Origin of the sequence: Formosa sejongensis (assembly GCF_033447105.1) — a bacterium.
Lineage (GTDB): Bacteria > Bacteroidota > Bacteroidia > Flavobacteriales > Flavobacteriaceae > Formosa.
This window is the reverse complement of record NZ_JAWQUN010000001.1, coordinates 36,671-51,599: the sequence shown is the minus strand read 5'-3', so window position 1 is coordinate 51,599 and position 14,929 is coordinate 36,671. Positions and strand designations below refer to the sequence as shown.

The following is a 14,929-nucleotide window of genomic DNA, read 5'->3' as shown; positions in this document are numbered from 1 at the left end:
AAGCGTATAGTAAATTAAGTTTCAGATTAATTAAAGACAGCGTGAACAAACACACGCCATCTTCAATCATCAAAACAAACTACTATTATCTAAATTTTTATTAATATCCTGAATTTTGATCTGCAGCAGTAACGCTTGCATTTGTATTAATCTCTTGATCTGGAATAGGCCATACTTCGTTCTTACCAGATTGGAAATTTGTATCTGCTAATTCAGTTGCTACTATTCCCCATCTAATCATATCATCAAAACGAACTTGCTCTCCATTAAGCTCTACTTTACGCTCGTGTATAATAGCTTTAAATACGGCATCTTTAGGTAAGCTCGTTGACAATGCAGCTAAACCTGCTCTAGCTCTTACTTGGTTTATATAACCAATAGCATTTGCTTGAGAACCTACTTCGTTTTCACATTCTGCCATCATTAGCAATACATCAGAATATCTAATTACTTTTACATTAATTCCAGATTTTTGGTTTTCTGAAGTTTGTTTGTAATAATTTTGATATTTTTTCCAAGCTATAGGACGAATATCCCCACCGTTTTCTGCAAAATCTAATTCTTTAAATGTGTTTTCACCATTGTTATAAGTATCTCCCGCTACATAAAAACTACCTTCAAACCTGTTATCTCCTGGCTCAAATGCGGCAACCAAATTATCTGAAGGATACACATTAAACCAATCTAAAAGGCCATAATCTCTACCTCTAAGAGTTGCATGGTTTGGACCTACTCCATTAACTGCAGACCACCAAAATTGCTCAGCTCCTAACGCAAGATCATACTCTATTTCAAAAACAGATTCAACACCATGCTCAGTTTCTTCCATAAAATTAGTATAATAATCAGCCTCTAATTCATAACCACTCATACTTTGAAATGATGTTAAAGCAGCACTGTAAGATTCTTGATATAATAATACCTTCCCTAAAAATGCCTGAGCTGCACCTTTAGTCACTCTTCCATAAACTTCTTCTTCTTTACTCAATAAATTTTCTGAAGCGTTAGTTAAATCCTCAATAATTAATTGATATACATCTTCTTTTGAACTTATTGGCTGACCTAACGGATTATCTGACTCATCTCCATGGTAAATAGGAAGTTTTCCAAAACGGTTAATTAACATCCAATAATAATGCGCTCTTAAAAAACGAGCTTCACCTATATACTTCGCTTTATTTTTAGCGCTTAAAGTGCTTTCTGGAAGTGCATTAATAAGATCTGAATTAGAAATTACAAAATTTGCTTTATTGATTCCTCTATAACATCCATCCCAATAATCTTTTATTAGATTATTACTTGAATCGAAAGAAAAATCTGCAAACGTAACTTTATCACCCTCTTGTTGTCCATTCCCTGCATTTTCATGTGACATATTATCCATCATATAGAATAAATTACGACCATAAACTCCAAAAGGTTGCAAATTGGCATATGCTGCATTTACTGCAGATTGTACTTGAGACTCGTTTGAGAAAAAAGTATCTGGCGATAATTGATTTGGATTTGTTAATTGTAAATCCTCTGTAGAGCAGGAGTTTATTGAAAAGACCCCTAATAAAACGATAACTATTAATTTATATTTTTTCATAATTGTTTAGTATTAAAATGAAACTTGTAAGCCTAATAAAACTGATACAGGTTGAGGGTAGTAACCTCTGTCGATTCCGAACTCATCACCACCAATTTCAGGATCTAAACCTGAATAATCTGTAATTGTTATTAGGTTTTGACCACTTAAGTAAAAACGCATTTTTGAGACATAATCTCCTAAAGTACCTTCAGGAAGCGTATAACCTAATGTTAGGTTTTTTAAACGCATATAAGAACCATCTTCAACAAATCGATCTGAAACTCCATTGTTTTGAGGTGCTCCTAAAGCTCTTGGCTCAGTTCCGTTAGGGTTAGATGGAGACCATCTATTCTCATAATACGTCGTACTTATATTAAATAATCTATTCGCACCACCTACTAAATCGTATGTATTTGTATTGAATACTGAATTTCCAGAAACTCCTGTTATAAATAAATTAAAGTCGAAATTTTTATAACCAGCTTCAAAATTAAATCCGTAAGTTAAATCTGGAAAAGGATTTCCTATAATGTCTCTGTCTTCAGAATTTATAGTACCATCTCCATTTAAATCTTTAAAACGAATATCACCTGGCTGAACAGTAGTTTGCCCCGGGTTTGCTGTAAACACAGCATCTACTTCTGCTTGATTTTGATAAATACCATCACTTACTAAACCATAAAAATAGAACAAAGGATCACCAACTGTAGAACGCGTAATATTTCCTCCACCTTTAAAAACAGATCCTACGATATCATCTCTACCTCCTAGATTTAATACTTCATTTTTAGAAGTACCTAAGTTGAAATTTGCTGACCAAGTAAAATCACCTTCATAATCATTATATCCTAATGAAATTTCAAATCCTTGAGTTTCAACAGAACCGGCATTTACAGGTAAACTTCCTGCATTAATTCCTGATGATAATACTGAAGGAATGTAGATAAGTAAATCGTTACTTGTGTTTTTGTAAAATTCAAAACTTGCGGTAATTTGTTCACGGAAGAAACCAATATCTAAACCAAGATTTATTATTTCCTTAGATTCCCATTGTAAATCTGGATTAGCTCCACCATTTGCTGTAACACCAAATGCAACATCTCCACCAATAGGATATTCAAACCCACCTGTTAAGGTTGGGGCATATAAATAATCTCCAATGTTATCACTACCAACAGTACCATAACTCGCTCTTAATTTTAAGGTACTGAATGCGGTATCTTCTAAAAAGCTCTCTTTTGCAATATTCCATCCCGCAGATGCTGACCAAAAATCTGCCCAACGTTTATTATCACCAAATCTTGATGATGCATCTCTTCTAAATGATCCTGAAACAATGTATTTTCCGTCATAATTATAATTTAAACGACCTAAATACCCTATTTTATTTGTTTCGCTTGAACTACTTTCTATACTAGAATCTTCATTTGAAAGTTGATCCACTTCATTAGTTACTGCATTTTGACTACTTGCATGTTGGCTATAACTTTTTCTTTGGAAATTTTCTACAAGCGCTAATAATTCAAAATTATGGACATCTGCAAACGTTTTGTTGTACAACAAATTATTGGTAAAAAGTATAGTCTGTCCTTGTCCGTTATCTCTAACAATACTTGCATATGCTTGGGAATTTGTATTACTTCCTTCTACATTATCGTCTTTATATGATGCGATAAACTGACTATTATTGTAAGTGTAGTAATCTAAACCAACTTGTGATTTAAATTTTAATCCTTCAATTATTTCTAATTCAGCATAAACATTCCCTACAATTCCCAGAGTTTTATTTAAAGCATTAGGATGCATCTGAACTCGCATTGGGTTTTCTGCATCTTGTCCATCTGCAGAAGAAGAAGGCCCTTGAAATCCACCTAAATTATTAGTGTTATAAACCTGTAAATATGGTGCAGACTTAATAGCATGTTCAATTGGTGATCTACCTCCTGAACTTTGTTCAGGATTTTGTGCCCCAAAAGCAATAGACATATTTTCTCCAACAGTAAGTTTACCGAATTTCGCTGAACTGTTAGCTCTAAACGAGTAACGCTCGTATCCTGTATTTACCAATGTTCCTTCTTGACTTAAATATTCTGCAGAGAATAAATGATTACTAGTATCATTTCCTCCTGAATACGTAACATTGTAATCTTCTATTAATCCAGTCTGAAAAATTTCGTCTTGCCAATCTGTATCTGTTTGATACGTAGAAAAGGGTCTGTTTGGAAAAACACCTAATTCACTAGCATACTTTAAATAATCTGTTGTTCCTAAAACATCATATCTTTTAGCTACCGATTGGAATCCAGCGTAGGTATTAAAGTCTAATCTACTTTTACCATTTTTTCCTTTCTTAGTTGTAACAAGTATAACTCCACTAGAACCTTGAGCTCCATAAACCGCAGTTGTAGAAGCATCCTTAAGTACCGAAATGGATTCAATATCGTTTGGGCTAATTGCAGAAAGGTTTCCTGTAATTACACCATCAATTACATATAATGGTGTGTTATTACCAATAGATCCTAAACCTCTAATTAAAACTGAAGGTGTAGAACCTGGAACACCACTAGTTGCAACAGTAACACCAGAAGCCCTTCCTTGCAGTGCCGACTCGGCATTTGTTACCGGCAGAGATCCAATTTCTTCTGCACCCACTACAGAAATTGCTCCAGTTACATCTTCTCTACTTTGAGACCCGTAACCTACTACTACAATTTCATCTAAAGATTCAGTCGACTCTAGTAATACAACTTTAAATCTAATTTCATTTCCTACTAAAGTTGTATTTGTAAACATTCCTATATAACTAAATACAAGTGTATCTGAATCACTCACATCGTCAATCGAAAATTCACCGTCAAAATCTGTAGAAGCTCCTCTCGAAACTCCCTGTACCAACACTGTAACACCAGGCAGTGGGTTTCCTAAAATATCTGTAACATTCCCTGAAACGGTCTTTGTTTGCGAGAAAATGTTTTGTGTGCACATTATTACCAGAGTAATAATAGCAAGTTTAAATTTCATCATGTTTTTTAGTTTAAATTAATTTGTTTGGTTTACTGTTGTTTTTATTTAATTATTATGGTTCTAGTTAATACTTGTGTTGAAGATTCTTGTATTGTATTCTTAAAATCGGGTTGTTTACCACCTACACTTAGCAATACATTTTCTGGTTGCACTATTTTTTTTCCTTCAGAGTTCATCCAGCTATACTGTTCGGCGTTTATGCTATATTTTAAGGTTTTACTTTCTCCTGCAGCTAGATGTACTCTCTCAAAACTCACCAAAGTTCTAATCGCGTTTTGATCTTGTTTATCTAAATGTGTTAAATAGATTTGAACAACATCATCACCAGCAATTTTACTTGTGTTTTTTATTTCTACTGAAATTTCAATAGCGTCTTTAAGCTTAACTTGTTCTGGTATATTTAAGTTCGAATATTCAAATGTTGAATAACTTAGTCCGTGACCAAAAGGAAACAACGGTTCGCCGTTAAAATATTTATACGTTCTATTCTCCATGTTATACTCTTTAAAATCTGGTAAATCTGTTACCGATTTATAAAAAGTTACAGGAAGTTTTCCTCCCGGATTATAGTCTCCAAACAATACATCGGCAATAGCTTTTCCTCCAAATTCACCAGGATACCAAGCTTCTAAAATTGCAGGAACATTATCGGCGGCCCAATTTACGGCCAACGCACTTCCATTCATTAAAACAACAATGGTTGGTTTTCCGGTAGCATATACCTTTTTCATTAATTCTATTTGATTTTTCGGCAATGAAATTTCAGAGCGATCCCCTTTATCAAAACCTTCCAATTCCACTTCCATTTCTTCGCCTTCAATTTCTGGTGAAAGTCCTAAAAACAAGATGGCAACATCAGATTTATTTACGGCCTCTAGAGCTGGAGTTATTAAATCTTCATCCAATTTCGCCCAAAGTAAATGCGCTTGCGGATCGGACAATACATTGTTATATTCTATTTTTATAGTATGTGCTTTTCCTTTTTCAAGAACCATATCGAAATACTTTGTTACTGGCTCGTAATCTGCACTAAATTCAAAGTAAAGCGAATCGTTTACAAATAATTTAGCATAACTACTAGCCTTTAAACCTATTCTGTAAGTACCGCTTTCGGTTGGTTTTAATGCCCCTGTCCATCGCACTGAAAAATTATCCGATTTTAGATCTTTAATAGGACGTTTTGGAGTCCAAACAAAATTGATAATACTATCTATTCTTGTAAACTCTGGCGTTCCTTGAAAGCTATTATTACTATAATATTCGGCTTTTAAACCAGCTTCTCCTTCTGTTTTAAGTACTGCATTAGGAATAGGAATTAATGTTGACCAACCCGAAGCAATGTCACTACCTAAAGCATAATGTATTTGGGCATTAGGCAATTTTAATTTTATAGCTTTTAATGGTGTAATAAACTGATTAGGTGTACCGTGATAATTTCCTAATAAAGCTTGCGTAGAATTTGCATTCGGACCAATTACAGCAATAGATTTCAAATCTTTACTTAGAGGTAATGTTTGGTTTTCATTTTTAAGTAACACCATAGATTCCTGAGCTACTTTTTCCGACAACGCTAAATGTGCTTCGCTAGCCACAACATCATAAGGGATATTGGCCCATTTTACATGTTCCGGAGCATCAAACATTCCTAATTTAAAACGTGCAATAAATAGTTTTTTTACAGCCTCGTCAATAGCTGACACATCAACAAGTTCTTCTAAAACAGCGTCGCTAAGACTTGGATCGTATACATTACCACAATTTAAATCTGTACCATTATTTAGCGCCATAGCTGCCGCCTCTGCCGGTGTTTCTACAACACCATGATGTTCTGCTTGCCAAAAATCGTTTATAGCCCAGCAATCGGATACTACATAACCATTGAAACCCCAATCGTCACGCAAAATTTTTCGTAATAACATCTCGCTTCCACAACATGGCACATCTCTATATCTATTATAGGCACACATAACAGAATATACATTTGCCTCCTTAACAGCTGCTTCAAATGCTGGTAAATATGTTTCGTATAAATCTTTGTTATTAGTTTGGTAGTTATCTTGATGTCTCGATTTTTCTGGACCACTATGTACTGCAAAATGTTTAGCAGTGGCAATCACTTTTAGATATTTATCATCGTCACCCTGTAAGGCATTAATATAATTAACACCAATTTTACTAGTTAACAATGGATCTTCTCCGTAAGTTTCTTGACCTCTACCCCAACGCGGATCTCTGAAGATATTTATATTGGGTGTCCAAAATGTTAAACCTTGGCCCATGCGTCTTTTTCCTTCCTTTACGAATTGATGATGCTTAGCTCTAGCTTCATCTGAAACTGCCGTTCCCATTTCAAAAATCAAATCAGGATTCCATGTTGCCCCCATTCCTATAGCCTGCGGAAAAACAGTAGCTTCACCTGCTCTAGCCACACCATGTAAACATTCGTTCCACCAATTGTACTCCGGAATCCCTAATCGATCTACGGCTGGAGCATCATATCTTAATTGAGATATTTTTTCCTTTAAGGTTAGGCGCGATACTAAATCGTTTACCCGTTGTTCTATTGAAAGTGACTCGTCTTGAAATTCATAAGTAATTTCGGCTGTTTTAGAATTACAAGACAACAAAGTACAAGCGCAAATTAAAACCAATACCAGAATACTATTTGAAAATGAATTGTTTAATATTTTATGTTTACTACTTATCATATATAAATGAGGTTTAAAAAAAGCTGAATATCATAACTAAAATGAAAAGCATAAAACAGACAAGTGCTATTTCGGCAATTAGTTTTAATCGTGTCTTACAATGTTTCATTTTGAAATACTATTATTAAGAAATCAAATATACTTGTCAGCTTATATTTTTCGTAGAACGCATTACACCAACAATGAGAATTTTGTTGCGATTCCCCCTATAAAGCGGTATTTTACAACATCAGATACAATAGATGCAACATGTATTATAAAACAGAGACTTGGCTAAAAAATTAATTTACATAAAACAGCCACACTATTAATATTTGGATTGAATACGTATTAAGCTCATTATAAAGCACAAAAAAACACATAAACAACGCTTCAAAAAAAGCGATTTTCATGTGTTTTTCTTAATAAATTTTAAGCTGTAATCTATTTATAACTCCTCGTTATCTATTACCTTAACCTCTGTAGGAAGAATTCCGAAGTGTGTTTTAAAACATTTTGTAAAATAAGAAGGAGAAGAAAATCCTACTTTATAGCATACTTCACTAATATTAGAATAATTTCCGGTTTCAAGAATTTGTTTAGCCTTCTGAATACGTGTTTTTCTTAAAAACTCATTTACTGTTTGGCCAGTAAGTGATTTAATTTTACGGTAAAGCTGACTTCTACTTAAGTTTAATTGCGATGCCAAAACCTCAACACTTAAATCGGAATCACTCATGTTTTCACTAATATAGCTTAAGATTTTCTGTATAAACTCTTTATCAATAGATGTTGCTCCCGCTTGATCTTTACCACTAATATCTCCAAAATACTTATCGAAAATCAACTTTCTACTCGTTATTAATTGTGCCAAACGTAATTTTAGCAAGCGCATGTCAAACGGTTTCACCATATAAGCATCGGCACCATAACCAATACCTTCCATCCGGTCGTCTATTCTGGTTTTAGCAGTTAGCATTAATAACGGAATATGACTTGTTTTTATATCAGTTTTTATTTGTTTACAAAACTCAAACCCATCCATTTCAGGCATAATAACATCGGTTAATATAACATCTGGCATAGATTCTCTTGCTATTTTCAATCCTTCCTTTCCATTAATTGCAACTAATATTTTGTAATGTTTTTTTAACTCACTTTTTAAATATCTTCTAAGTTCCACACTATCTTCTACAATAAGTAATGTACTGGTTATAATACCACTTGCCGTATTGTTATAGGTTTCCACCTCTTCTACAGCCGAGTTTAAAATAAATTTTTCTTTTTTAGTTGTTTCTGAAATGACCTGAGGAGCAAGTTCTTCTTTTGTAAAATGTGCATTACCTGCTGGAAGTAAAATTCTAAATGTGGTTCCCTTACCTACTTCACTTTCAACTTCAACTTTTCCTCTATGCAAATTCATAAAACTTTGCACTACCTCTAAACCAATACCCGTGCTACCATAATAGCCTTTATTTAAATTTTCAATTTGATAAAAACGTTCGAAAATTTTAGATATTTGATCCTCTTCTAATCCTGGCCCCGTATCTGATATTCTAATTTCTAATGCTTTTTGTGGTACTTGTTCATCTACAAGAGGAAACAGAACCAAATCGTCTGTAGATAAAATATCAGCATTAATGGCACCGCCATCTGGTGTCACTTTAATAGCATTAGATAGAATATTGAAAATAATTTTTTCTAACATACTTGGATCTGCCCAAATGGGTAAATCGGGTACATCGGAATCCATAGAAAGATAAATATTTCTGTTAGAAGCTTCTTCTTTAAAATAGGCTACAACATCTTTAGTTAAACTAACAAGATTAAATTCTGAAGCTCTAATGTTAACTTTATCGAGTTCTAACTTCCTAAAATCCATAAGCTCGTTTATCATTCTGTAAAGCCTATCTGTATTTCGGTTAATAACATCCAACTTATCTTTAACCGTAAAAGGTAGCTTCAAACCAGTATCCCGCAGTATGTCTTGCAACGGATTAATTATTAAAGTAAGAGGCGTTCTAAACTCGTGTGAAATATTTGTAAAAAACTGTATTTTCTTCTCATTTAATTGGTCTTCTTGGGCACGTTGGACACGTTCATTCTTTATGAGTTCCTTCTCTTTTATGCGACTTTGAGTCATTTTATTTAAAAGATAAACACCAAGAAAAAACACGCCAAGGTAGCACATCATAGCAATATTTGTTCGCCACCAAGGTGGTAAAATAGCTATTTTAAGTGTTAGTGGAGTTTCGTTCCAAATACCATCATTATTCGCTGCTTTTAACTTAAAAGTATACTCGCCATAATCTAGGTTTGTGTAGGTGGCACTTTGTAAATTACCTACATAATTCCAAGATTCCTCGAAACCTTCTAAATAATAAGCGTATTGATTTTTTTCTGGCCTCGTATAATTAATTCCTGTATATTCTATAGTAAATACAGTTTGCTTATAATTAAGCTCTATACTTTTAGTTTCGGTAATAACCTTATTAAGCGGACTATTTTCCTGATTTGGAACTACATCTTTATTGAAAATTTTTAATCCCGTTAAATACAACTCAGGTACACTAGAGTTAACTTCTAATTTTTCTGGATTGAAATAATCTATCCCTTTATAATTACCTAAATAAATAACTCCATTTTCATCTTTTAACGTGGCGTTAAAATTAAAATCGTCGGAAAGCAATCCATCGTTAGACGAAAAACTTGTGACTTCATTAGTTTCAATATTTAATTTTGAAATCCCCAAATTACCTGTTACCCAAATATCACCAGCGTCGTCTTCAATAATTCCGGTTACATTCTCGTCTAGAAACCCTGTTGTCTTGTTATACCATTTAAACTCATTGGTTTGTTTGTTATATCGACAAAGCCCTGCCCCTCGTGTTCCTATCCAAATATATTGATTAGAATCTTGATATAACGATAAAATATGATTGGCACTTTTTTGATTATTAGGTGCTTGAGACATCTGTTCTTCTAGAGAAGTAAGTTGTACTTGGTTATTTTTTCCTTTAGCAATTTTAAAAAGTCCTGCCGTAGTACCAAGCCAAATAATATTATCTTTATCTACTAAAATTTTTCTAACATCGGTAGTTGCAATACGTTCAAATGCACCAGAATTATAATTTTTAAGAACATTTGTTTCAGTATTAAAGGAATATATTCCAGTATAAAACGAACCGATCCAAATAAGACCATCTTGGTCTTCTGCTATCGTTAAAATAGCATTCGAAATTAGATTTCCTTTTGAGTTTTCTACATTGATATTCTCAAAGCTATTTTGTCCTTTTTTAAGCACATAAAAACCATTATCCCAACTTCCTGCCCAAACATTTTCTTTACTATCAATAAAAACGGTTTGTATATAATTACTTGTTAAACCCGAATATTGCTCGGTATTAGAAATGTTTACATGACTAAATTTTGGATTTTTAATATCTATAACATCGATACCTCCACCGTCCATAGATACCCAAAGGTTGTCCTTACTATCTTGAACAATACCAGTTACAGAACCTGTTTGTAATGAGTTTACGTTGCTTGTTAAACTCTCAATATTACCAAATTTATCATATAGTTTATCACTAACTGCAACACCGCTATTATAGTAGCCAAGCCAAATTCGCTCTTCCTTGTCCAGAAATAAAGACCAGATAGAGTTTGAAAGAATACTATTTTCATCTCTTTTATGGTACACGTATCTTTTTATAAGCCCTCCATTAGAATTTAAATGAAAAAGTCCATCATTCTCTGAGCCTATTAAAATAGAATTATCTGGTAACTGAATAATTGCAAGTATGCGCTTCTTGCTTATTTCAAAATTTGAAAATTGTGTAACTGTATCATCTTCTAATTGATACTTAATAACTCCATTCCCATAAGTTCCCGCCCATAGTTGATTACGTTCACCAAGTTTTAATGTTTGTATGGGTATATCAAAATTTGGACTAGTATTTGTATGTGGTTTTCTAATTTTATTATTCGAATAATCTAATACGCGAAGCCCAACACTGGTTCCCAAAAACACAGTATTATTGCATATTTCTATAGCATTTATAAATGGATATTTATCTCTATCCATTGCCTTAACGGCCTCACGCGTTTCTAAATTCAACAGATATAAACCGACCCCTCTTGTCCCTATTAAAAGATTTCCGCGATTGTCTTCTTTAATACTTAACACAGAAATACCCACTTCATCAGAATCGCCAACAGAAATTCTTTCAAATTGATCTAAATCTCTATTATATAAATTTAAACCATCTTCCGTACCAATCCACAGTCGATTCTCTTTATCTAAATAAGATGAAAAAACAAGATTACTACGTAAAGAGGTAGAATCTTCAACTTTAAATTTATAAGATGTATAATTAATTCCATCAAACTTATATAAGCCCGATCCGTTGGTACAAATCCACATAAACCCCTGATGATCCTGAGTAATAGAGTAAATACCTACTTTAGAAATACCCTCTCTGATATTAACAAAATTAAAATCTTGAGCAGGGGTTTGTGCCCAAAAATTTAGGGATAAAAAAAAGCTGAAAAACATTAAAAGATTAATGCATCTTTTTATCTGCATATTATTACAATTTATTTAGGAATAAAGTTAACATCTTTTGTTAGAATAATTCGATCCATTTTTAGACCATCTTCTCGCATAGAAAAAGATAAAATAGATTCGCCTTCTTCTAAGTCTAAAAATATAGTATTTGGCGTACCACAATGATTATCTGGTACACGTTGTGCCGACGACCACGTCCATTCATCTTTACCATCGCACCATTGCATACGTGCACCACTTTCCGGCCAAGTATTGTTTATTCCAACATGGACACCGTTGTCTTCCGTACCACTAGAATAAACACTTGCCCAAACATAATAACGTCCAGGGGTGTTAATTTTTATTTTATATGAAACAATCCCTCCAACCCCAGGCAATGGAAAAAAATTCTCACCTTGAATTAATGTATCGTCGTGTGTAACACGTGTATCTGGAGTAGCCTCGATATATTTTTGCGAGCTAGCTGTTTCACTTTGGTCCGTTTTCTCCCCAACCTCTTTAATAACCCATTCCCTATATGTCCCATTTTTTGAATTGTAATGAAATGCTTCTGCTTCTATTTCTAACAAGCCATCACGTTCTGTAAAAGGTGTTTCTGTTTCTAACATCTCTGTAGTTACCATACCATCGGGAGTTAAAATAAGACGACTCCATCTGCCCCTAGACCATGCTGTTTCATCGTTTTCCGGAATTTTTTTATTGGTTACTGCCTTAGAAGCTATTTGGATAATATCGTTATCTGCAATAAAAAGCTTACCTAATTCGTGGCGTTCATTATTAAATGTTTTATCTGTCTCTGTGTTTGTTATATTACTTATAACGGTACCATTCTTTAAAATAACGTATTCAGATTCACCATCATTCTCGGCCATAGCAATAAACGACATGTTGTACAACCCAGATAATCCACTAAATCTAGTACTCGCGTAAGCAAAGCCAGATCTTTGTTCTTTATCTGCTGCATTAATAGCCAAAACACCATTAGCATTATCTTTATAATACACCGCTTTATTATTGGCTTTGTCTATTTCAAAATCTGTTAAAGCATCTAGGATTACCACTTCTTTTTTGGTTTTAGGAGTGCTTTTTTTTGCTTTCTTATTTGAGGTTAATAAGGCTACCCAATCTTTTTCCTTACTCGGCGGAAACCCGATATCTACTTTTTGCCCGCCTTTTATTTTTTTAATAGTTCCATCTTGCAGTTCTTGACCACTTCTTGGGTTATACCATTTTACTGAAAACGTTTTTTTAGAATCAAATAAATTGATTTTTGTTTCTTTTACTTCTGGTAAATAAATAGCACAAATATCATCATTTTTAGCAAAGACAAAGTCATCAGGGTTCTCGGTTAAACCATCAGCGGAATACATGTCTTGAAAAGGTAAATAGTTATGAAAAAAGTCTAATGCATATTTTGTTTGATCCCAGAGAATATCTCTAGAACGCCAATCTTCGCAGTTTAAGTCGTTATGATCAAATTTGTATCCAAAATACCACTCTACGCCAGCACCACCTGCCATTAAATTGGCCCATAAAACTTGGTGTCTTATGTCGTCGTGGTTCGCATCATCCTTATCTGGTTTTGCACCAATCTCTGCAGGCCCAATTTCATCTTGACTTACAACCCAATTTCTTCCATTATTCTGAGATTCGTCTATCCATTGTTTAGTAATTTCATGAATTAACTCTGGCTCATGTGTTTGAAACGAAGCACCATCTAAAAATTGATACCCCAATAACGGATTCAAATACAAATCCTGTTCTTCTGGTAAAGAATGCGTATGCAATACAACTAAACTCTTGTAAGGGTCATGGGTTTTAATATATTTCGCCATAGCTTTTCTATCTGCATCATTTTGCCCTTTTGGAGACCAATCCACCGGACCATTTTCTTCTCCTAAATTCCATGTAATTGCCAAATGATGAGAAAATCTAGCTATCAATTCTCGGTAATACAGTTTTCGTTGTACGCCCAGTTCACCATTATCTAACATTAATTCATTTTCTGTTTCTTGGGTAACAATATGCAGCATTAAGCCTAATGTGTCCATATAATCAAACATCATTTCCCACTGATCTAACTTACTACAATCGAAACGATAACGTTCATTTACATCATTCCAAGGCCACACATCTTTTCCATCACCTTGGACATTCATTGTTAAAAAATAAACAGAATTCATACCCTTCGAAGACAAGTAATTTAGTGATCCTATAATATTTTTACCCTTTCCATTTTGCCACGTCGGATTTCCTTGCTTCCAATCTTTAGCATGTGGTTCATATTTATGTGAAGGTGGTGTTTGATCAAACTCATAATACCCTAAATAGTTTTCAGGACTATCAGTGCCTCCTTTAAGAAAGTATTCCTTTGTTTCTGCAAATTGCAAATAGCGTTCATTTACATATTTTAAACGCCCTTTACTTCTAAAATCGACACCTTTCTTATCAGATTCTGATATAGTAAAGTTTCCTTTTGTTCCATTAAATTGCGTACCCTCGCCAGCATTAACATCATCATTTACAGCTATCGCTTTTCCTTTTCTAAACGACACGTCATAAGTCCAATCTCCAATAGCATTTGGTACAAATCTTACTTGCCAAATGTTTCCTTTTTCGGCACTTGACTCAGCGCTGTTTCCATCGGCTGCATAAAACCCTGGAACGACATAAATGTTATCTTTATTTTTAAAAGTAACATTTAACCGATAGTCTAAAAAAGGATTTTCCTCTCCTTTCTCTGAAAATTCTTCTCCTGAAAAACTAAGGGTTACTTTATGCCATTTTTTTAGCTCTCCTTCAATTTCAACTTTGCTTTGTTGTGAATAAACAGAGAAAGCTGTTATTAAAATTAAGAATGCAAAAATCAATATATTTTTCATAAACATAATAGGTTATATTCTCTTACTATAAATTTTAAATGTGTTTTATTAAGCTACTTTTTAAACAACAATAATTCGTTAATTCCGATATTATGGTTATTAAAAAATGAAACCATAAATACTGTATGCTAATAAAATCGAAAATATATCAAGACGGATTTAAAGCCTATAAAAGATGAAGCATTAAGTATAA

At 33.6% G+C, this 14,929-nt stretch carries 5 protein-coding genes; all 5 read right to left on the bottom strand.

Annotated features, from left to right (window positions below; genetic code table 11):
* Nucleotides 1-100 precede the first annotated feature (100 nt).
* The 5 genes from R6X41_RS00165 to R6X41_RS00145 all read right to left on the bottom strand — a co-directional run bounded on the left by R6X41_RS00165 (nucleotide 101) and on the right by R6X41_RS00145 (nucleotide 14,736).
* The gene (locus tag R6X41_RS00165; protein WP_318496635.1) at nucleotides 101-1,591 is read right to left on the bottom strand and encodes a RagB/SusD family nutrient uptake outer membrane protein; all 1,491 of its coding nucleotides are present in this window, start codon (nucleotides 1,589-1,591) and stop codon (nucleotides 101-103) included.
* Nucleotides 1,592-1,603: 12 nt separating this feature from the next.
* The gene (locus R6X41_RS00160; RefSeq protein ID WP_318496634.1) at nucleotides 1,604-4,597 is read right to left on the bottom strand and encodes a SusC/RagA family TonB-linked outer membrane protein; all 2,994 of its coding nucleotides are present in this window, start codon (nucleotides 4,595-4,597) and stop codon (nucleotides 1,604-1,606) included.
* A 41-nt stretch (nucleotides 4,598-4,638) separates the two neighbouring features.
* Nucleotides 4,639-7,305: a glycoside hydrolase family 3 protein gene (locus R6X41_RS00155; protein ID WP_318496633.1), complete on the bottom strand. Its 2,667-nt coding sequence runs from the start codon at nucleotides 7,303-7,305 to the stop codon at nucleotides 4,639-4,641.
* Between the two features lie 427 nt (nucleotides 7,306-7,732).
* Nucleotides 7,733-11,872: a hybrid sensor histidine kinase/response regulator transcription factor gene (locus R6X41_RS00150; protein WP_318496632.1), complete on the bottom strand. Its 4,140-nt coding sequence runs from the start codon at nucleotides 11,870-11,872 to the stop codon at nucleotides 7,733-7,735.
* Between the two features lie 11 nt (nucleotides 11,873-11,883).
* Nucleotides 11,884-14,736, bottom strand: a complete 2,853-nt coding sequence (locus R6X41_RS00145) for a DUF5060 domain-containing protein (RefSeq protein ID WP_318496631.1) — start codon at nucleotides 14,734-14,736, stop codon at nucleotides 11,884-11,886.
* Nucleotides 14,737-14,929 lie beyond the last annotated feature (193 nt).

What these genes read in the sequence shown, in the direction of transcription:
- R6X41_RS00150 (WP_318496632.1), bottom strand. Translation starts at nt 11,872, where the DNA reads ATGCAGATAAAAAGATGCATTAATCTTTTAATGTTTTTCAGCTTTTTT.
- R6X41_RS00165 (WP_318496635.1), bottom strand. Translation starts at nt 1,591, where the DNA reads ATGAAAAAATATAAATTAATAGTTATCGTTTTATTAGGGGTCTTTTCA.
- R6X41_RS00160 (WP_318496634.1), bottom strand. Translation starts at nt 4,597, where the DNA reads ATGATGAAATTTAAACTTGCTATTATTACTCTGGTAATAATGTGCACA.
- R6X41_RS00145 (WP_318496631.1), bottom strand. Translation starts at nt 14,736, where the DNA reads ATGAAAAATATATTGATTTTTGCATTCTTAATTTTAATAACAGCTTTC.
- R6X41_RS00155 (WP_318496633.1), bottom strand. Translation starts at nt 7,305, where the DNA reads ATGATAAGTAGTAAACATAAAATATTAAACAATTCATTTTCAAATAGT.